The sequence below is a fragment of the Microcoleus sp. Pol17C6 genome (genome assembly GCF_036701145.1).
GTDB lineage: Bacteria > Cyanobacteriota > Cyanobacteriia > Cyanobacteriales > Microcoleaceae > Microcoleus.
Genome location: NZ_JAUBQH010000009.1, coordinates 111,005 through 132,175 on the forward strand (window position 1 = coordinate 111,005; position 21,171 = coordinate 132,175).

Here is a 21,171-nt window from a genome sequence, read left to right on the forward strand (position 1 = left end):
TAGTTATTATTAATTTCTAATACTGTTCGCTAAGATTCCTAAAATTTTATTCACATCTCTCAAGTAATATTCACCTAAATCAATTTCAATAATTTGTTCTTGCAACTTCAGGAATTTCCAGATACTACCTGTAGTAACACTCCCATAAATCGCAGGAATTTGGTTGCCTTCACGTTCATTAAATATTCTAGCAGCCAACATTTCTGCTACGCACTGTCCCAATCCGCCATTAATATTTTCCTTCTTGGCTTCTACAATGATGATTATTGGCGCTCTAACAATTAGTAATTCGGGGGAATGACTGATTAGAAAGTCGCAACTTCCATTTAATCCTTTTTCAACATCTACTGTAAAGTCTATTCCAGAAAATAAACTAATTTCCAAATTTAACTGTTTTCTAAGCTCGATCAAAATCGGTGCAATAATCATTTCAGAGCGAGCTTTTTCAGTGTTGCTGCTCAATGCTAACGGTACATTATCTTTGAGGATTTCTGCCAGTAACTTACTCGGCTCTAATTCTGAGACAGCAGCGAACATATCAATTTTATCGGAAATCGTTAAATCAAAATTTTTAGTTACTCTATCTAAGCTAAAGTCACTGTATGCCATTTAACGCGCTCTCCTTTGATCACCCTTAAAATATATTAAAGTTAAACTATTTATCTTTCCTTGATTTGTACGGTTTTATTGTACCAATTCATGAATAGAGAAACTATCAAACTAATTGTTAGGTATGTTACCATGATAATTAACATTGCTTCGATCGCCCGACCAGTCTGATTCAAGGTCGGAGAGCCCACCACAAAATAAACGTCGGGATAAGCAACCGCAACCGCTAAACTCGAATTCTTAGCTAAATTCAGATACTGACTGGTTAAAGGGGGCACAATCACCCGCAAAGCTTGCGGCAAAATTACCATCCGCATCATGGTTCCAGACTTCAACCCCAAAGACTTTCCCGCTTCCCACTGGCCTTTCGATACTGACTGAATTCCGGCCCGCACAATTTCTGCAATGTAACTGCCAGTATACAAGCTGATTCCTGTCACCAAGGCGGCAAATTCTGGAGTTAATTTTAATCCTCCTTCGAGTTGCAATTCTGGCGTCAAGCGCGGAACATCTAGGCGAAAAGGCAGATTTTTGGTAATAATCCAAGCTAAGATTGCACTCAGCCCGATCGCACCTAGAGCCCAAAACAACTGTCTTCCCGGCTTAGCTTCTTCCAACATCACCCGCGCCCGCCAAATCCACAGCCCCGCCGCCGCCAAAACTCCGACTGTTAGCAAAATCAACCAAATCTCAAAACCCGGCAAAGCCATCGGCGTTGGTACAGCAATGCCGCGATTTGTCAAGTAAATCGGCCCCCTCATCTGCTGATTGTCTTCGACTTTTGGCAGAGAAATGAAAACTGCAAAATACCAGAAAAATAATTGCAGCAATAACGGCGTATTTCGCAAAATTTCTACGTACAAACCCGCCAAATTCCGCAGCAACCAATTGTCGGAAAGGCGCGCAATTCCTACCGTCAAACCCGCAACTGTTGCAAAAATAATGCCGATAGCCATCACCCGCAGCGAGTTGATTAAACCGACAATATAAGCTTGCCTGTAACTGTTGGCGGGACTGTAGGGGATTACACTTTCACCTATATCAAAAGATGCTTGGGAATTGAGAAAATCAAATCCAAAGGCAATCCCCAGTTGCGAGTAATTGGCACTGAGATTGTCCCAGAGAATGGCGATCACAACTATTACTAAAATTAGGGCGATCGCCTGTCCGGCTATTTTCCAGAAGCGATCGTCCCGCAGCAGTTTTGATATATCTTTAAAATTGGGAAATTTCTGCGATTTGCCCGGTTGAGGTTCTGGATTCATAACTATTTAATGTAGATCGAACTATATCGGCACTTAGGCACTAATACCAAAGAAACCGGGTTTTTTAATCGGTAAAGGGCTAAACGTGTATTTGCGTAAAAAACCCGGTTTCTCAGAGGAAGTTCGTGTAAGTCCTGATGAAATTAGCGGAACGGGGGCGAATAAAGCAAACCGCCATCTTTCCAGAGTCTGTTTTGACCCCGTTCTAACTTGAGTGTACTTTTGGGGCCGAGGTTGCGATCGTACATTTCCCCGTAATTGCCCACTTTCTTAACAACGCGGACGGCGTAGTCGTTCGGGAGTCCGAAACCTTTACCTAAATCTCCTTCTTTTCCTAGCAAACGTTTGACGTTTGGGTCTGTAGTGCTTGCCACAATTTGGTCTACATTTCCTGAATTAATTCCCAAATCTTCAGCTTCAATCGCCGCAAAAACGATCCATCTCACCGCATCAGCCCATTTAGGATCGCCGCTTTTCACCGCTGGGGCTAACGGTTCTTTTGACATCACGATCGGCAAAACAACATTATTCTCGGAATTCGGCAGAGTTGTCCGCTTAGAAACAAGTTGCGATCGATCGGCAGTAACACCTTGACAGCGACCTTCTTGATAGGTAGCAAAGGTAGAATTCACATCTTCAAACACGACAGGAGTGTATTTAACTCCTAATCTTCGCATTTGGTCGGACAAATTTTGTTCCGTGCTCGTACCTGTCTGCACGCAGATAGATTTGCCCGCAAAATCTTTTAAACTTTTGATGCCGCTGTCTTTTTTGACCATGATGCTTTGAGAGTCATAAAAGATCACCGGGGCAAATTCCATTCCGGTAGTGCTGTCGCGACTCGCGGTATAGGTGGTATTTCGGCTGAGAATGTCGATTTCTCCCGCCTGCAAAACTGTAAATCTATCTTTAGCGTTGAGCTTTCGGTACTCGACTTTTTCCGGGTCGTCAAATATTGCCGCCGCGACAGCCCTGCACACATCCACATCCAGTCCCGAATATTTGCCTTTTTCGTCTACAAAGCTAAAACCAGGCAGTTCGCCACTGACGCCACAAATCAGTTTGCCGCGGCTGACAATTGTATCTATCCGGCTGGAACCTTGTTGCGAGTTGCCGCCTGTTGCAGTTGTGGCTGTTGTTTGTCCGGTTTGTGCCGATCGATCCCTACAAGACGCCAACGGTGTCAAAAACAACACACTTGCTAGTAGCAGAAATCCCCATTTACGCATAGATTTTAATAGAACGCTTTCCTGACAATCCTACCTTGTAGCTGTCAGAACTGTGGCGATCGGCGATCTACACAGCCTCCGGTTTCAAATTAGCCGTTCTGCATCCGGTGCTGCACTGCAGCAACTGCACCGACTACCCGCCTGTTTTTTTTTGAGCAAACTGGGAGCCCAGAGTTGGAAACCCGGTTTCCGGCTGGAGGTCTGGTCGTCAAACCTAAGATTTATCCTTGAAACCCGGTTTCTTTTCTGCTATTTCTGCCCAGCGCAAGGGCTCATCGCCCTTCCCTGGAATATTTATCCGATTTTGATTGAATCCGCTCACAGTAGCTCTGGTGCGAGCCGCTGCTCAGCTAAATCGCGGATTAGGGAAAGCCGAGACTGGATGTATTCGTCCAACACATCTGCTTCTTTGCCATTAAGCGCAGAGTTCGTTTTTAACTGCTTTAGCAGCCACTGTACCAAGGTCGCATCGTCTAAATTGACTAACAGAGTAGCTTGGGTGGTCTCAATTAATGACCAGAGTTGGCGTAACATGACTGGAGTCATAAAACCTCGTTGAGCGTAAATACGCACTTAATGGGCGGGGATAGCGAAAAGCGGGTCTTGGTGTCTCAAGCCGATAGACGAAAAGCACCCTTATGTCGATCGGCTTAATGATTATTTTATATTTGACCACATTAACTTAATACAGTAGTGTCATAAGTTACAACACACAAGATGTTATAAGAGTTCCCAATTCCTTCACATTGAGATAAATATCTTGATAAAAGATTAAAAATCTTTACAAGCGAGCGATCGCGGGGCTGCCAAGAGCCGTCCGCGATCGGGCTGGAGAGCCCGGTTCAAAACAAAATTGATTCATTACTCACTAGCCACCAACTTTTCAACCCCCGCCAGAATTATTTCTAATTCAGCGATGATTCTTGTAGCCCCCTCCAAATCATTAGATTCAGCCCGACTTTGAAGCTGATCTGCCATGTTGGGCATTAACCGCACGGCCGCCGTAGCGCTGACACCTTTAATTTGATGAGCGTGGCGGGCGAGTGTCTCCATATCTCCCGAAGCAATCGCCTCCTTAGCAGCTTCTAAATAACTACCAGTATCCACCACAAAAGCTTGCAGTATTTCCCGCTCAAACTCTAAATCAGCGCCCGAAATTTCGTGCAGACGTGCCATATCGACTAGCGATTCGATATCTGGCTCAGAATTTTGAAGTTCCTCGCCCTTAAACTTGGGAGTTTCAATTTTTAGCTTGGCGGACCAATTTTCTAGTACCGATTTTAACTTTTCAATCGCAATAGGTTTGCTAATATAATCGTCCATGCCCGCCGCCAGACACTTTTCCCGATCGCCCTTCAAAGCATTCGCCGTCATCGCAATCACCACCGTCTTTTGATGCGGCTGCATCTTCCCAGCAGCAACATCTGCCGCTTCTAGGCGGCGCAATTGCAGCGTTGCTTCGTAACCGTCCAAAACCGGCATCTGACAGTCCATCAACACAATGTCATACTTTTTCAGAGCAACCATAGATACCGCCTCTGCACCGTTATTGGCCACATCCGCCGCGCATCCCAAAACTCTGAGTTGATTCAGACCAACTTTTTGATTGATTGGAGTATCTTCAACTAACAAAATCTTTAAACTTGCTAAGTCCCGGTTGTCAATAGCTGAGGCTCGATGGGACGTTGAATTTGGCAGCGGCTCATCAATCAGCGTCATCGGGGCGATCGCATTCGCCAAGCAATCAAATAGTCGGTGAGCTTTCACAGGTTTAGTTAAATACCCGCTAAAACCGCTATCTACCAAGCGTTTCGCCTCTGCAAGCTGAGTCATTGAAGTCAGCACCACCCACTTTGTCTGCTGCATTGCAGGCTCAGAAATCCTCAAGCGTTCGAGACTCCCCGCCACCATTTCCGGCAACTGAATATCAACCAAAACGATATCGTAAGGAGAATTAAGGCTGACAGCTTTGTACATAGATGCGATCGTCATCCAACCGTTCTCAACCTCCTCAACCTCCATTCCCCACAAAACAGCCATTCTCACTAGCACTTTTCGCACTGTCGGCTTGTCGCTGGCAACTAACATTTTTCGCCCGGCCAGCACCGTTTCAAAATTCACTTCGCACGCTGTCCCGACAGCAGTTAAATTTTCATTAACTGTCGGCACAGTAAACCAAAAAGTCGAGCCTTGGCCAGGGGTACTTTCCACACCTATTTGCCCACCCATTAACTCCACCAACTCCTTAGAAATAGCCAGCCCCAAACCTGTGCCACCGTATTTTCTTGTCGTAGAGGCATCAACTTGAGTAAAAGATTGAAACAGCTTTTTTTTGTCTTCGGGAGCAATCCCAATCCCTGTATCTGTGACTTTAAACAGCAGGAGCATAGAGTTATTGTTTTCTGTTTTTAACGCTCCGATATTTTCTAAAATATTCTGATTGTCGCTGGCTGCCAATAACCCAGAATTACTAGCATTAGCTACCTCAATTACAACTTCTCCTGCTTCTGTAAACTTAATAGCATTGTTGATCAAATTAGTGAGTATTTGCCGCAACCGCGCTGCATCACCTTTAATTTGCACCGGCACGTCGCTGTCAATCAGCGCCACCACTTCTATACCTTTTTCTTGTGCGGGAGTAGCCAACAAATCCAGCACTTCATTCATACAGATACTCAGGTTAAATTCTAGTATTTCTAAGCGCATTTCTCCTGCTTCCAGTTTGGATAGATCCAAAATATCATTAATGATGGAGAGTAAATTTTGACCGCTGAGTTTCAGCGTCTGTACAAAATCAAGCTGTTCGGGAGTAAGATTCGTTTTCAGCAGCAATTCAGTCATCCCCATCACTCCATTCATCGGAGTACGGATTTCGTGACTCATATTTGCTAAAAATAACGACTTCATTCGAGACGCTTCTAGGGCTGCTTCTCGGGCCTGCTGTGCTTGTTCAAAAAGAGTAGATTGCTGAATGGCGATCGCCAACTGCACGCTCAACCTTCCCAGCAAATCCATCTCAGAATCAGTCCAAACACGCGGAGCGCTACACTGATGGGCAATCAGCAATCCCCACAACCGATTTTGACTCGTTTCCAAACTCCTTCCCGGCAGTTCAATTCGATTTTCCGGCGAATATTCTGCTGCCAACCCCTGACTTTCATCGCCTATAAAAATTGGTACAACTAAATTAGCCCTTACCTGCAAACTAGCAAGTAAATCTCGGTGTTCCTCGCTCAAATTGGCAGTATAAATATCTGCCATTGATTGAATTGTTTCTGCACTGTACAGCCATACATAACTTTCCCCAAAGGATGTTCTTTGAACTTTTCTGCCCAGCAGGGGCATCCAATCATCCCCTACAGATTCCACAACAACCAGCGCTGTTTCCTCGGACTCAAAACGATAAATTACCGTGCGGTCAGTTGCCAGCAACTGTCGCACTTCGTGTACAGCAGTGCTCAGAGTTTGAGTCAGGTTGAGAGACTGGCGGACTCGCTGGGCGATCGCCGAAACCAGCCGTTCTTGTTCTGCTTGTTCGCGCAGCATTCTCTCAGCTTGCTTGCGTTCGGTGACATCGCGAATTACCGCAGCAAAGCACAGCGGTTCGGTGGTTTGAGGGTGCTTGACCAGAAAAGCATTCATCACAACATCAATGGGTTGTCCGTTGCCCAAGTGCTGCATTTGACCTTCGCCTTGCCACTGACCATGACTGATAATTGTTGGTAAAATCTCTTGACTGAATTTCTGTTGAAAATAAGGCCCAATATAATCCCATATCTCCGTATAAAGCACTGCCGAAAGATTCTCTACACCCACCAGTTTTCGTCCGGCTTCGTTGACAAACAGTGTTTTGCCTTTCAGGGTAGCCATACCGATAAAATCGCTGCTGTTTTCAATCAGCGACACAAATTTTTGCCGTTCTTCTTCTCCTTTTTTGCGTTCGGTAATGTCGCGCTTGACGCAGACATGACAAATTACATCGTCGGCGTTGTTAATCACAGAGTATGCTGCAACGTCGATCGCCAGCGTCTGACCTTTTTTAGTGCAGTTAGTAATTTCGCCCCGAAAACTTCCTGTTTTCGCTAAACTTTGGGCAATTGCCGAAAAGCGCTCCCCCGCAAGCAGCGGCGAAGCTTCTGCTTCTAATTCCGCGTCTGTGTATTCTAAAAGCGTTTGGTGAGCAAGATTTTGTTCGAGGAAAAACCCGTCAGCATCGATAATGACGATCGCATCATTGGAGTTTAAAAATATTTCTCGGTAAAGCTTTAGTTTTTCCTCCGCTCGCTTGCGTTCGGTTATGTCTCTTTTGACATTTACGTAGCAAACTACATCCCCAGCATCATTTAAAACCGCAAAAGCCGAAACCTCCACCTCAACTGTTCCTGCTTGCATAGCCTTAATACAGGTCATTTCGCCTCGGTAGCTCCCTGTTTCCGCCAAGCTTTGCAGCACAGACATAAATGCCTGTTCTCCCATGTGAGTGGCAGGCGTTTTTCCCCACAATTTTGACGCGCTGTGACCCAGCAAAGCCGTGTGAGCTTGATTTGTTTCTAAGTAATAGCCTTCGGGGTCTAGTATCGCGATCGCATCGTTGGATTTCAAAAAGATTTGTTGATAAAGTTGCAGCTTCCGTTCAGCTTGTTTCCGGCCGCTAATATCCGTGAACAAGCCGTAGTAAACAATCTCCCCCGATGCTTGAAATTCTGGCTGGGAAGCTCCTTGCACCCATTTAAGTTTTCCTGACGGAGTGACAATTCTTCCTTCCCACCGCCAAGGCTGCAAATTTTCAGCAGAAAGCGTCACCGAGTTGAGAAAATCATCTCGATCTTCGGGATGAATCATGTCAACAATTACATTAAAATCCTGCTGAGCAGCCTCTGGTTCTATTTCATACAATTCTCGGCAGCCCGCACTCACAAACGAGAAGGCCATCGAGCCATCTGGATGCAAGTCAATTTGATATACCGTACCGGGTACGCTAGCAGTAATTTTTTGCAGTTTGGCTTGGCTTTGATTCCTGGCTTCATCTGTGGCCTGCAATTGACCAATCTCTCTAGAAAAACCCAAAACCCCAAATATATTACCCTCTACATCGCACAGCGGCACTTTTTGCGTATCAAAGACGTGCTGTTTGCCATTTTCAAAGACGATCGCCTGGTAGGGATTACGAACCCTCTCCCCAGCCAGCACAGCTCGATCTTCCTCGCGGATGCCCCTAATTGAGTTGTTGCGATCGCCAAATACTAATTCGGCTGAAAAACCTAATTCAATATCATCTTTGCCGATAATTTCCTCAACATTTTTCCCCAAATATTCAGCAAAACTTTGATTGACAAAAATGTATCTAAAGTTTCTATCTTTCGCAAACACTCTGTCCGGAGCCTCGTCCATTACAGCCCGCAACAATAGTTCTTGACTTTCCGAATCCAGAGCAAAATTATTTTGAAATCTATCCTTGGCACTGGTCGTTTGACGTGCTAAAGTTACTAACTGTTTTGCACAAATTTGAGCTACAGTGTGGAGCAAACAAAGGTGTTCCAAATTAAAAGCAGTTGCTTGCTCTGCACCAACGAAAAATACTCCCAACAATTCTTCACTTTCATCCAGGTTGGCTGGTGCCATCAAGACCGACTGAAACTGAGCAATTGGTGGCGGAGTGATGTTGTGCGTCCAGTCCCGATTGCCAGCAAGCCATTCAGCGCGAGCAGCTTGCAAGCGCCCTTCCATTTCGGCTTTGGTGCTAGCACTTAACGGCTGTAAGTGTTCCAGATATATTTGATCGTCCGGTAGCGTCAAAATTGCGATCGCCTGTGTGGGAATGAGGCGATCGAGATGTGCCAGACACGCAGACCAAATTTCCTCAACACTGAGAGCGGCTTGAACTTTTGCAGTAAGTTCATTGAGAACTTGCAGTTCCAAGGTACGCTGGCGGACTTTTGCTTTGAGGCTGGCGGCTAGGATTTGCATAGTGCTCACCAAACTGGTTTGCTTATATTATAATTATTGATTTTTAAACTTTTTCAAACAATCATCTTAAAATACATCCGCCGAAAAAACAACTTTTTTATATTGAAATTACCTTCAACCGATAAAAAAAAAGCGTGCGATCGGGAGCAAAGCGGCACCGCAAAGCACCTGCTTGGCTCCCGCAGCGAGATTAGACGGCGAAATTATCCCATTAAAATTACGTTATCGATCACATGGATCACACCGTTATCAGCTTCGATATCCGCAGCGACAACTGTAGCATTTTTCACCTCAAAACCGTCAGAACAATCAATTTTAATCGGCGAACCTTCCAAGGAAGTAACAAAACCGAGTTTTGCCAAATCAGCTTTCATAAACTTGCCGGAGACGACGTGAAACATCAAAATCCTAGTGAGTTGGGGAACGTTCTGCACTAGGGTTGTGATTGTTCCTGGCGGCAATTTCGCAAAAGCATCGTCAGTGGGTGCAAAGACAGTAAAAGGGCCCGGACTTTTGAGCGCGTCTACTAAATTAGCTACTTGCACGGCTGTTACGAGGGTTTGGAACGAACCCGCACCTACGGCAATATCAACAATATCAGGCATTATGTTTTACCTCATCTGGGAAAAAAGTTCTATTAAGTATCGTAAACTGAGGCGGGCAACAATACCTACTGTCTTTTTTGAAAAATTGGTAATGATTTTGTAGTAAGGAGTTCAATCCTCAGATTTTTGATGAGGACTTCAGCCCTCACTACAAACCTAATAATATAGAACTTACGCATGGGGGTCCAGAAACCGGGTTTTTTACGATAATACTTCGTAAAAACCCGAATATTAGGTAAAAAAACAAGTTTTGATGAGTCGGAGTGCGTAAGTCCTGTAATAGTTATTTTACCAGATATAATATTACTAACCGCTTGGCAATTTAACGGCGCGGTGCTTTTCAATTGTTACAAGACTGCTGGCGATTGTGATACCAAAACCTCTGTTTTAAAATCTGCTACTTCAGTATTTAGGTTTTCTCCCTTTTGTATGCTAAAACTGCCGTACACAATTGAAATTTCAAAAATATCCGTATGAATTAAAGCTGGTTTCCGGTGCGCGTCTTCACCCAAATGAAAACCAATCAAATCAGCTAATGGTTCATTTACTTCCTCTTCATCATGCACCTCCCACATAATTTCTCTGCAGTCTTGAAAAACTAAAGAGTAAGGCAATCGATCGCCTGTAGGATCGTAAATACATTCCAGTAATACTTCATTCCCCCACAAAGACACATGGACATTTTTCACGAGGGATGTAAGTCCACCTAAATTAAGCAAGTTGTAGTCATCAGGCATATTAATTACTCACTTTTTCTCCAGTAATGTGCGTATCAGGAATCTGATTGCCAAATTCATCGCGTGTTTGGAGTACGCTACCATCTTTGTCAAGACGCAAACCCCAGTTTATTCTTCTACCATCTGAGCCATATCGCGGTGCTGGCAGGCGAACAACTTCACTATTAGTGCGGATTATGACTTTTGACCTGTCAGAAAATTTGTATTCAACATAATTTCCTGAAGAACTTTTTACCTTAGCACCCAGTCCGCGCAAAAAGTCATCGACTTCTTGGCGAGTCATCCCAGTTAAGTCTCCAAACTCAGATGCAATTCCATTTCCTCCCACTCCCTGACTCGGCACGCAAGTCTCCTCACCAACCATTGCCTCTTCGAGTTTAGCACAGTTACCGAATCGGAAAAAGGAAGTTCGGCAACGGATTCGCTTTCAGAAGAGGTAACGGATGTAACGGATAAATGGATGGAAGAAGGAAGAAGGAAGAAGGATAAAGGATAAAGGAAGAATCATTCCTAAAATTCGCAATGGCCAATGCTTTTCGACCCAATTTTCAATTCCCAATGACCAATTATCAATTCCCAAAACAAATAGGGGGTGCTTTGCGCCCCCCTACTCATTAACTAAAACTAACTAAAGTAGGAAACAATTATTAGCCGCCGATTTGCACTTTCACCACGCGGTTCTTTTCTGCTTCCGCTTTGGGCAAATTCAGGTGCAAAACTCCATTTTTGTACTCAGCTTCTACGCTGTCATTTTGAACCCGTGCGGGTAGGGGAATTACCCGGCGGAACGAACCGTAGCGGAACTCAGAGCGAGTCATGCCTTTATCTTCACTCTTAGTTTCCAGACGGCGTTCGCCACTGATAGCAACAGCTTCTGCGGTTACTTGTACGTCCAAATCCTTAGCTTCCATGCCCGGAACTTCTAATTTAAGGTGGATGGCTTCGGGAGTTTCATCGAGTTCGGCGGGGGGTACAAAAGCAACACCGTTAGATGCGCGATCGGTGGCCGGTGTCAAGCTATCAAACAACCGATTCATTTCTCGTTGCAAGGAGTCCATTTCCCGCAAAGGTTCCCAACGAATAAGTGCCATAACTAATACCTCGACTATCTGAAGTTTTTAGGGTTGAGAAACACTTGACTCAACCTGTATTTAATATATTCCAGCTCCAGAAACTGGGGGATTCGGTTTTCCGCAAAAAGGTCGATCGCATTACCGAACATTTGCGAGCAATAATGTTGAGGGAGTCGGTTGGAGAGTTGAGATTTGAGATTGACTCCACAGATGAATCTGGAAGTTTGACCAAGAGTCTAAAATTTCAAGTATCCGTTTTTGGGCGAAGTCAGCCGATTTGAGGTTGGAGAGTTGAGATTTGAGATTGACTCCACACATGACTCGGGAAATTTTAACTTTGGTCTAAAATTTTTGGCTCTCCACCACTCCTGTCTGCTAGCAACTATCCGTTTGTGGGCGAAGTCATTGCAGGTGGCGGTATTCGATCGCATCGGAACCCAACAATTTGAGATTTTAGATTTAATTTAGAATTCCCAACCTAAAATCTTAAATTCGACATATAACGAAACAAAATTAACTCCACCGCGAATGCTGATAAGAAGCGTAGGTATCAAACAAAGCACCCACTAAACCAAAAGTTAGACCAATGACGAAAAAGCCCTGGAGGGGACAGCCGCTGCCGAAAGTAGCTAAGAACTGCAAAATCATGTCTTCTCCAGAACGACCAACTCCTTGGAGAGCAGGCACGAAGCCGATCAGCAAAAAGCTAGTCAATCCCGCGCCGATTAACAATACGGGAGCGACAAAGCTCAACAGGCTGGTCAGCAGTACAGAGCGAAGAAAATTGGGAAAAATGCTCATAAGAGTCAGTAAATTCAGCTAAACTGCCGAAAGGTGCAAGCAAACAAAACTTGTCCTTTTCTACGATAGGCAGCGATCGCCCTCAGTGGCCAGTTCTGTCAGAAATCTTAAATGTTATAGAAAAAACTTGTTTAAGATTTGTAGATAGATTTCATTTTTTGCAGTTGTTCTACACTCGAAATCCCCTTGAGCACCACTACATCTTCGAGCCTCAGTTTGTGGAGTCAGCGGTTGCTGGCAGCAATTTTATTGGGCGGCCAAGTCATGCTGCACTTGCTGAAGGGCAAAATTCACCGTCGCAACACCATCGACCAAATGGCAGCAGTCGGCCCAGAATCTCTGCTGATTGCTTTGCTGACTGCGGGTTTTGTCGGCATGGTATTTACTATTCAGGTAGCGAGGGAGTTTATTAACCTCGGTGCCGGCAATGTCGTCGGTGGCGTTTTGGCTTTGTCTTTGACTCGCGAACTCGGCCCCGTCTTAACAGCCGTCATCGTGACGGGACGGGTAGGTTCGGCTTTTGCAGCGGAAATCGGCACGATGCAGGTAACAGAACAGATAGATGCCCTGCTGATGCTCAGAACAGACCCGATCGACTATTTAGTAATTCCCCGCGTCCTGGCTTGCTGCTTGATGCTGCCAATTTTAACGATCATGTGTCTCGTCACCGGCATTATCGGCGGACTGCTGATTGCTACCACAATGTACGGCATCTCTCAAAGCGTGTTTTTAGAATCAGTCCGCAATTTCCTGAGTCTGTGGGATATTTGCAGCGCGGCAATTAAGGCTTTTGTATTCGGTGGCTTGATTGCTGTAATCGGCACTAGCTGGGGTTTGACCACCACCGGCGGGGCAAAAGGCGTCGGTCAATCGACTACTACGGCGGTGGTGACGGCTTTACTGGCTATTTTTATTGTGAACTTTTTCCTGACTTGGCTGATGTTTCAGGGGACGGGCTCTAGCGTACTCAAAGGCTTGTAAGCTAGGAAACAGATAAAATATGAATAATTGGCAACATTAGTTTACTACCCTTGATTTAAACCCGTGAATACCACTGCCTCTTCGACTGCGCCGACAAGTACGATCGAACTCGCTCCGAGTTATGCGATTCCCTTAGTCTTGGTACTGGCCGCCCTACCGCTGCTGTTCGTGCAAAAGTGGGCAAGTTTGCCACTTTCGCTGTTCGGCTTGTTTCTGATGTACCAAACCGCCACCCTCCGGCTGCAATTCACCCCAACCGATTTGGACATTTATCGATCGTCCAACTTAATCCGCCGCTTTCCTTACCGAGAATGGCAAAATTGGCGGATATTTTGGCCCGCTGTGCCGATTTTGTTCTATTTCAAAGAAATTAACAGCATTCACTTTCTGCCGGTTCTGTTCGATCGTAAAATGCTACAGACCTGCTTAGAACAGCGCTGTCCCCGTCAAGACTAAAAAAGTTGTTAATTTTTAATTTTTAACTTTTCCGTGCCCACGCCGAACAAAATTTCCCATGAATTCAGACGAATCTCCAACCCAAGAACCGCAACCACAACCAGACGCGCCCACCGCTGACGGCGAAGTCAATTTACCCGTGAATGAGACGGAGTACCAACTTCCATCTCAAACACCGGATTTGTCTATCGAGCTTCAGGAGTCCGCCGCCCAACTCCCGGGCGAAACAGACCTGCCGCTGGGCGAGGAAGATGCCGAAATCGCCCAATTCGTGGACCCAGCAGGCGCAATCGCCCAAATTCCGCCCAACACCGACTATCGCGAATCAGAAAGTCCGATCGCTCAAATCGAGCCTCCAACAGACTCCCAGCCAACAGCAACCGCAGAAACGGTAACGCACATCCCAGAAAATGTTACCGAACAGTTGGCAGAGAGAGTCAAAGAATTGCAGCAGCAAGAACAAGCTTTGACAGAAAAAATTGCAGCCTTGGAAGCCGACAAAGCCAATGCTATAGAAGCGTTGGGCCAGGCTCAAGCATCGATCGGGCGTTTGGTACAAGACGGCTTGATTCAATTAGATCAGCGCAAACAAGCGCTACAAATCGAAGTAGAAAAACTCGAACGCCGGCGCGATCGAATTCAGAAGGAAATGCGAACCACTTTTGCCGGCGTTTCCCAAGATTTAGCAATTCGAGTCCAGGGTTTCAAAGACTATTTAGTAGGCAGTTTGCAGGATTTGGCCGCCACCGCCGAACTCTTAGATTTGACCCCACCGATGCAAGAGACACCCAAGCAAATTCCTGCTGAGGAGTCTCAATCCTCAGCACCGGTAAATCCCAAATTTGCCGAACAGGGATTTCAAGAACAAGCCAAACAAATTCGCCGCACCCTCGATCAATATCGCACTGTCCCCGACTACTACGGCCCGCCTTGGCAACTCCGTCGCACTTTTGAACCCATCCACGCGGAACGAGTTTCTAACTGGTTTTTCACCCAAGGAGGAAGGGGTGCTTTGCGAACTATGGGCTCGCGCTTGCAAAATATCTTGATTACTTCGACAATTATTTCTGTACTCAGAAGCGTCTACGGTGGACGGGTGCGGACTTTGGTGCTCGCCAACAGTCCCGAACGTTTGGGAGAGTGGCGCCGGGGTTTGCAGGACTGTTTGGGCATTACTCGCAGCGATTTTGGCCCGGAAAGGGGGATTATTATGTTTGAGTCGGCGGAAGCTTTGGCTCAAAAAGCCGATCGACTGGTGAAAGATGGCAAATTGCCGCTAATTGTCATTGATGAAACTGAGGATTTAATTAGTTTGTCAATCCTGCAATTTCCGCTATGGCTGGCCTTTGCTGCCGATCCGCAAACTTTGATGGCTGCTAAGGATTTTTAATTGGTAATTGGTAATTGGTAATTGGTAATTGCTAATGAGTAATTGCTAATTGCTAATTATGCTAGGGGAAAGGTTGCAAAATTTAAAAGTACACGAAATCTCAAATTAAAAAATGGCTAGCTGGATAATTTTAAATGGCGCATTGCTAATAGCAGCTTATCTGCTGGGATCGATTCCTACTGGTTACGCCTTGGGGAAATGGATGCTAGGAATTGATATTCGAGAGGTTGGTTCGGGTTCGACTGGTGCGACTAACGTACTGAGGACTTTGGGTAAGTGGCCGGGGTTGGGGGTGTTGCTGGTTGACGTGTTGAAGGGGGTAAGTGCGATCGTCCTAATCCGCTACATTTACTCGCTCGATTTTACCAGCCAGCTAGCAACCGCCGCAGGTTTAGAAAATACTGAAACAGTCATCCCTTGGATGGCAACTTTGGCGGGTTTCTCTGCTGTTTTGGGCCACAGCAAATCTATTTGGCTGGGGTTTACCGGCGGTAAATCTGTGGCTACGAGTTTGGGAGTTTTGCTTGGTTTGTACTGGCCTGTTGGTTTGGGAACTTTCGGAATTTTTGGAATCGTGTTTGCGGTGTCGCGAATTGTTTCTTTAAGTTCGATTATCGGGGCAATTAGCGTGGCTGGATTGATGTTTGCTTTACATCAGCCGCTAGCTTATGTATTGTTTGGCCTTGCGGGCGGCGTATTTGTAATTGTGCGGCATCGCAGCAATATTCAGCGGCTTTTGAACGGTACTGAACCGAGGATTGGAGAGAAATTGGAAACAGCAGCTAGCGATTGATCGGTAGTATTGTTGTACGGCTGGTTGCAGATTACTATTTCTCTGTCCAATCTCCAATTAAGCTTTTATAGCAGGCATGGCAGCGCATTATACAGCTCAGAATCCCTGAACAGGGATAATGGTGTTTAGAATGCTGTTTTGCAGTTGCACAGGCGTTACACCCTCAACAAAACCGATTGCATCTCCTGAATTCCTGACTTTGATCAGAGTCCCGGAACTCACTATCGATACGGGTTTTAATAGCTGTGATTGCTCTGGCGTGACAACAGAACCCGCAACTTGCGGAAATTCTAGCTGTACCGTAATTGGCACATTTGTCAAGTTTTCCAACACTATATCATTCACAGTTAAACCGCCTGCTAATCCAATTTTATCGAAAGGTTGTCTGAAACCTACAATGAGATCGGCATTATTGACATCTCTAACTCCGGATTCTGCTTGAAGGACGTACAAGTTGCTGCCCCCGATTTTGAGTGAACTACTATCACCCAAACCTGCTAAAAAGTCGCGACCCAAGCCTCCCACCAAAGTGTCATTTCCGCTACCGCTGACTAAAAAATCATTGCCTTTACCTCCCAATAAAATATCATTGCCACTCTCACCAAAAAGTAAATCTCCATCTTGACCTCCGTTTAGAGAGTCATTGCCTTCAGTTCCATATATTGCGTCTTTCCCTCTTCCCCCAAGTAAAGAATCGTTGCCAAAATTCCCTCTGATAATATCTTCCCCTTCATTGCCATAAACCAAATCGCTAGCTGTTGAGCCTATGACTGTATCGTCACCTCCAAGCATCCATACTCCCGAGGGGAAATTAGTTACACCTCCGAATCGGGAATTAGCGACGGATAACTCAACAGATTCAGATGTATTGTCGCCAACTAAGCGAGGCACTCCTGATGGGTCTCTTTGTAAAGCCATAAAATATTTTGTTCCTAAAATCTCAGATGCCAAGATTATTAAATAAGCCAATCTCAAAATCAATTCATATATTCATAACTTTGAGTTCATAAAAGTCATAACTTTGAGTTCATAAAAGTCATATTTGTGGTACGCTCGACACCAACGAGTGCAGCGAGTTAAGGGGATGGAACAATTTAGGTGTCTGAATCCAGGGGATATTCTGCGCGATCGCTACCGAATTATCGCTAAATTAGGTGAGGGAGGGTTTGCTAAAACCTATACGGCTAACGACGCTTTGGGCAGCCCCGATAATCCTCTGTGCGTCGTCAAGGAAATTCCCCCTCCTGAATCTAACGATGAGCGGCTGTTGGAGGAAGCACAGCACCAATTTGAAAAAGAAGCTAAAACCCTGAAGTATCTCGATAAGTGTCCGCAGATTCCCAAGTTAATCGATCGCTTTCAAGAACAGGGAAAATTTTACTTAATTCAAGAATACATCGAAGGAAATCCGCTCAACAAAGAACTTGCATCTCTCAGGCAGTTTCAGGAGTCAGAAGTTATTGATTTATTGCAAGATATTTTGTCAGTTTTAGATTGCGTCCACTCTCAAGGTATTATTCACCGCGATCTGAAACCGTCAAACTTAATCCGGCGCCAGCTTGACGGCAAAATTGTGTTAATTGACTTTGGGGCAGTAAAAGCGATCGGCACTTTGGCGATCGAGAACGGTCAAATAACTCAAACTCGCGTCATCGGTACAGACGGTTATATGCCAGCCGAACAGTGGAAAAATCAACCAAGATTTAACAGCGATATCTATGCTGCGGGAATCATCGGCATTCAAGCGATCGCAGGGTTAGATATTGAAGACTTTTTTCATGATAAAAAAACTGGGGAACTCGTCTGGCACTACTCAACTGACGATCGCCCGATGGTACAAATTAGCGACAAGCTGAAAAAAGTTTTAAATAAGATGGTGCGCTACCACTTTAACGATCGCTACCAATCTGTTGCTGAAGTGTTGCAGGATTTGATCTCGCTAACAGCGTTGCACTCACCTGCCCCCCCTTCACAACAACCTCTGCTGCCGAAGCCTAAACGCCAATGGCAAGATACATTGAGAGTCTGCTTGCCGATCGCGATCGCAGGATGCCTCGGGCTAGCAGCATTTTTAATACACAAAATTTTTACACCTCAAACTTGTCCTTTAATCCAGGGAGATGCTGTGAGTTGTGGCGAGGAAATCCTGATAAAAACATCGAGTTCTCGCTTAAAACAACGGGGAATTAATGATTTTTTTACTACTAACTATCAATCAGCATTTAATTTATTTAAACAATCGTGGAACGAAGACGAACGCAAAGATCCAGAAACTTTAATTTACCTGAATAATGCCCTTTTGAAGGCGAAAAAAGCTGATTATTACACCATTGCAGTTGCCGTTCCCATCAGCAACACCGAAGGAGGTACTGTCAATTCTGATTTGGCTAAAGAAATGCTGCGCGGCATAGCCCACGCCCAAACAGAAGTCAATCTAGGACTTTTTAATTCCGAGCGCAATAACGACTTTCCAGGTCAAGATTTTTTACCAGGTAAAGACATTAATGGCAAGGGTATTAGAGTCATTATCGCTGACGATGCCAATCTGAAAGCAGAGGCACAAGCTAGGGCCTCTTCACTCGTCAAGCAAACCGAGATTTTGGGTGTCGTCGGTCACTATACTAGCAAGATGACTGTGCATACAGTCGATATTTATGACAAAGATCACTTGGTCTTAATTTCGCCTGGGAGTACAACTGAACAATTAACAGAAAAACCTCGGAAGTTTTTCTTTCGCACTGTCCCTAGAAATCAAATTACTGCTGAAGCTTTCAAAAAGTATCTGAGTGAAAAGGCAGGTCAGAAAAAAGCGGTGGGTTTCTACTGTCCTGAGATTCAAGCTACTTCTTCATTGTGGGAAGAATTCAGAAAACAGTTTAGACAAGCAGGAGGAAATATTTTTAGCATCACTGAATTCGATTTGTGTAAGAAAAATTTCAATGTTGAACTAGCATTACAAGAAGTCGAACGCAGTGATAAAACAGCGATCGTCTTAACTACGAGTCATGTCCCGGATGCAGTCAAAAATGCAATGGCACTTATTAAAGCCAATGGCGATCGCAATTGGGTAGTGGGAACCGGGGGAATCTATAGCCAGAAAACCTTAGAAACCGCTTCCCAGTTACCGTCTTTTGAGAAACTGGTGACATCATCCTCTTGGCATCCTTTAACTGCTCCCAACCGCACATTTGCCGATAATGCTCGAAAGCTTTGGGGAGGAAACGTCAACCACCGCACAGCTTTAACCTACGATGCAACTCGGACGCTAATTAAAGCAATAGAAATGCAACAGCAACCCAGTCGCGAAGGGATGCAGAAAACTATTGCGAGTCCGAATTTTAGCGCCACAGGAGCAACCGGAAATATTGAGTTTGATGCGAACGGCGATCGCCAAAATTTTCAACCCGAGTTAGTGCATATTGTCAAGTGTCGAAAAGAACAGTTTGGTGTAGCTTTTGTTCCCGTCAAATATCGGACGGCAAAAGCGGCAGGTTTAAAGTGCGATTGAACTCGTTTATGATTGTTTCTGTGCGTTATTCCTGACTTATTTGCCCAATTCTTGAGAACGCAAACAAGCTGCTTTCACTGCTTCGATTAGGGCAGAACGAAAGCCGCTACTCTCTAATTTAGCAATTCCCGCAATAGTCGTGCCGCCGGGACTTGTAACTTGATCTTTCAATTGTGCCGGGTGCATTCCCGTTTCTTGCATTAGCTTCGCCGTACCGAATACAGTTTGCAAAGCTAATTGAGAGGCGATCGCCCGTGGCAGTCCTGCACAAACTCCGCCATCTGTCAATGCCTCAATTAAAACTGCTACATAACCAGGCCCGGAACCGGAAAGCCCTGTCACCGCATCGAGCATACTCTCAGGTACTTCTACCACTTCTCCTACGGCCTGAAAGATGCGCTTTACCAATTCTAAATCAGCCGGTTGAACAAGTTTTCCCGGGGCGATCGCGCTCATTCCCGCTCCTACCGTGGCCGGAGTATTCGGCATCACCCGCAGCACTCCCCGCCCTGGGAACGCGGGTTCTAGCTTGCTCAGTGGCACTCCTGCCAAAATCGACACTACCAGCGCTTCTGGCTGGGAATTAGCCGTTTCTCCATTATTTCCCTGTTTGCGATCGGCCGCCACGGCCAACTCCAAAGCTACCGTATCAAAAACTTGCGGTTTAATCGCCAAAAACAGCACTTCTGTAGCGGCAGCAACTTCTAGATTGCTGGCTGTTGTTCCAATCCCGTAGGTTTCAGTCAAAAATTGGCGACGTTGAAGTTGTGGGTCGCTCACCAAGATTTCTGAAGGCAAATAAACTTTTTGTGCAATTAAGCGGGATAAGAGAGCTTCTCCCATTACCCCGCCGCCGATCGTACCAAATTTTATGTTAGTCATTAGTCAGTTGTCACTTGTCACTTTTGAGTTGTCAGTTGTCAGTTGTCAGTTGTCAGTTGTCATTGGTTACTTAGTTGTTAGCTAATGTTATTAATCCGCAGTGTTTATTCCACAGTTATTAGTTGTTAACTATTGACTACTGACTACTAACTACTGACTACTGACTACTGACTACTAACTACTGACTACTGAGCGATTGGAGCTTGTTCTGCCGGCCAGACTGTTGGTGCAGGAGCAGCAGGACGAGGGCGTCCTTGAGCAGGAGGAACTTCGTGAACCACACCAGACTGAGTTCTCACCTGCACGCAGCTAGGCGTAAACAAGAAAATACTTTCACCAATTCGCTCTTGATGACCGTCCAGGGCATAAGTACCGCCCGCCACAAAGTCCACAGCTCTTTGCGCTTGGTCTGGGTCCATCACCGTCAGGTTCAAAACCACAGACTTCCGTTCCTTAAGGGCTCGAATTGCTGCCGGCATCTCTTCAAAAGTGCGCGGCTCCATTACTACTACTTCCGAAATCCCGTTCATAGCTCCAGGCATTCCTATCACGTTATTCATTACTGACCCTACTCCGCCGGTTGGTGCAACGACATCCATACCTGTCGATCCTACTACTGACCGCTCCCGCATTCTACGATTTTGACGACGTTCTTCTTCTGCTGCGGCGACGGCAGCGGGGTTCGGTTCAGGCGCTTGGTAGAAGTTCTGATAGCGCTCCCCTTCCGTTTCGTCGTAAACGTCATCGTACTCAGGCTCATTGTTGATGCCTACAAAATCTCGCAGTTTAGAAAAAATATTCATGATTCACGCTCCTTCACGACTTGGCTGCCCCGACTATACTCGCGTTGCGCGTTAGTCGCGGGCGGCTGACTA

General features: G+C 45.5%; 19 protein-coding genes. 6 read left to right on the forward strand and 13 right to left on the reverse strand.

Features of this window, described 5'->3' with window-relative positions; genetic code table 11:
- Positions 1-9 precede the first annotated feature (9 nt).
- The 9 genes from QUA25_RS07290 to QUA25_RS07330 all read right to left on the reverse strand — a co-directional run bounded on the left by QUA25_RS07290 (position 10) and on the right by QUA25_RS07330 (position 11,503).
- Positions 10-609 carry a hypothetical protein gene (locus tag QUA25_RS07290; RefSeq protein WP_333036725.1) on the reverse strand — a complete coding sequence of 200 codons (600 nt, stop codon included), beginning with the start codon at positions 607-609 and terminating at the stop codon, positions 10-12.
- 50 nt (positions 610-659) lie between these two features.
- Positions 660-1,874, reverse strand: a complete 1,215-nt coding sequence (locus QUA25_RS07295) for an ABC transporter permease subunit (RefSeq protein WP_333036727.1) — start codon at positions 1,872-1,874, stop codon at positions 660-662.
- A gap of 143 nt (positions 1,875-2,017) precedes the next feature.
- Entirely contained in the window at positions 2,018-3,103 is a 1,086-nt protein-coding gene (locus QUA25_RS07300) for an amino acid ABC transporter substrate-binding protein (RefSeq protein ID WP_333036729.1), read from the reverse strand.
- A gap of 318 nt (positions 3,104-3,421) precedes the next feature.
- Positions 3,422-3,649 (reverse strand): hypothetical protein, encoded by a 228-nt coding sequence (locus QUA25_RS07305; RefSeq protein WP_190656515.1) that lies wholly within the window; start codon positions 3,647-3,649, stop codon positions 3,422-3,424.
- A 315-nt stretch (positions 3,650-3,964) separates the two neighbouring features.
- Positions 3,965-9,070, reverse strand: coding sequence for a PAS domain S-box protein (locus QUA25_RS07310; RefSeq protein WP_333036733.1), 5,106 nt, complete (start codon positions 9,068-9,070; stop codon positions 3,965-3,967).
- 203 nt (positions 9,071-9,273) lie between these two features.
- Positions 9,274-9,675, reverse strand: a complete 402-nt coding sequence (locus QUA25_RS07315) for a fasciclin domain-containing protein (protein WP_006634220.1) — start codon at positions 9,673-9,675, stop codon at positions 9,274-9,276.
- Between the two features lie 347 nt (positions 9,676-10,022).
- Entirely contained in the window at positions 10,023-10,412 is a 390-nt protein-coding gene (locus QUA25_RS07320) for a hypothetical protein (protein ID WP_333036734.1), read from the reverse strand.
- A gap of 1 nt (position 10,413) precedes the next feature.
- Complete coding sequence (locus QUA25_RS07325; protein WP_333036735.1) at positions 10,414-10,776, reverse strand: hypothetical protein; 363 nt, start codon at positions 10,774-10,776, stop codon at positions 10,414-10,416.
- Positions 10,777-11,059: 283 nt separating this feature from the next.
- Positions 11,060-11,503: an Hsp20/alpha crystallin family protein gene (locus QUA25_RS07330; RefSeq protein ID WP_333036736.1), complete on the reverse strand. Its 444-nt coding sequence runs from the start codon at positions 11,501-11,503 to the stop codon at positions 11,060-11,062.
- Between the two features lie 240 nt (positions 11,504-11,743).
- On the opposite strand from QUA25_RS07330, the gene QUA25_RS07335 reads away from it, so the two are divergent.
- Positions 11,744-11,953, forward strand: a complete 210-nt coding sequence (locus tag QUA25_RS07335; RefSeq protein ID WP_333036738.1) for a hypothetical protein — start codon at positions 11,744-11,746, stop codon at positions 11,951-11,953.
- Between the two features lie 45 nt (positions 11,954-11,998).
- Here QUA25_RS07335 and QUA25_RS07340 read toward each other — a convergent pair whose 3' ends face one another.
- Positions 11,999-12,286, reverse strand: coding sequence for a hypothetical protein (locus QUA25_RS07340; protein WP_333036740.1), 288 nt, complete (start codon positions 12,284-12,286; stop codon positions 11,999-12,001).
- 186 nt (positions 12,287-12,472) lie between these two features.
- Between QUA25_RS07340 and QUA25_RS07345 the strand changes: the two genes are divergently transcribed.
- The 4 genes from QUA25_RS07345 (at position 12,473) to plsY (ending at position 15,906) form a co-directional block, all read left to right on the forward strand.
- Positions 12,473-13,267: an MlaE family lipid ABC transporter permease subunit gene (locus QUA25_RS07345; protein ID WP_333036742.1), complete on the forward strand. Its 795-nt coding sequence runs from the start codon at positions 12,473-12,475 to the stop codon at positions 13,265-13,267.
- A 63-nt stretch (positions 13,268-13,330) separates the two neighbouring features.
- Complete coding sequence (locus QUA25_RS07350; RefSeq protein ID WP_333036744.1) at positions 13,331-13,723, forward strand: DUF3119 family protein; 393 nt, start codon at positions 13,331-13,333, stop codon at positions 13,721-13,723.
- Between the two features lie 58 nt (positions 13,724-13,781).
- A complete protein-coding gene (locus tag QUA25_RS07355) occupies positions 13,782-15,113 on the forward strand; it encodes a DUF3086 domain-containing protein (protein WP_333036746.1) in 1,332 nt (443 codons plus the stop codon).
- Between the two features lie 112 nt (positions 15,114-15,225).
- On the forward strand, positions 15,226-15,906 hold the full coding sequence (gene plsY / locus QUA25_RS07360; RefSeq protein WP_333036748.1) for a glycerol-3-phosphate 1-O-acyltransferase PlsY: 681 nt from the start codon (positions 15,226-15,228) through the stop codon (positions 15,904-15,906).
- 96 nt (positions 15,907-16,002) lie between these two features.
- Here plsY and QUA25_RS07365 read toward each other — a convergent pair whose 3' ends face one another.
- Positions 16,003-16,824 carry a calcium-binding protein gene (locus tag QUA25_RS07365; RefSeq protein WP_333036750.1) on the reverse strand — a complete coding sequence of 274 codons (822 nt, stop codon included), beginning with the start codon at positions 16,822-16,824 and terminating at the stop codon, positions 16,003-16,005.
- Between the two features lie 124 nt (positions 16,825-16,948).
- Here QUA25_RS07365 and QUA25_RS07370 point away from each other — a divergent pair, with 124 nt between their 5' ends.
- Positions 16,949-19,414, forward strand: coding sequence for a bifunctional serine/threonine-protein kinase/ABC transporter substrate-binding protein (locus QUA25_RS07370; protein ID WP_333036751.1), 2,466 nt, complete (start codon positions 16,949-16,951; stop codon positions 19,412-19,414).
- Positions 19,415-19,450: 36 nt separating this feature from the next.
- Here QUA25_RS07370 and proC read toward each other — a convergent pair whose 3' ends face one another.
- Positions 19,451-20,296, reverse strand: a complete 846-nt coding sequence (proC, locus tag QUA25_RS07375; protein ID WP_333036753.1) for a pyrroline-5-carboxylate reductase — start codon at positions 20,294-20,296, stop codon at positions 19,451-19,453.
- A 185-nt stretch (positions 20,297-20,481) separates the two neighbouring features.
- Positions 20,482-21,099, reverse strand: a complete 618-nt coding sequence (locus QUA25_RS07380) for a cell division protein SepF (protein ID WP_006634207.1) — start codon at positions 21,097-21,099, stop codon at positions 20,482-20,484.
- Between the last annotated feature and the right edge of the window lie 72 nt (positions 21,100-21,171).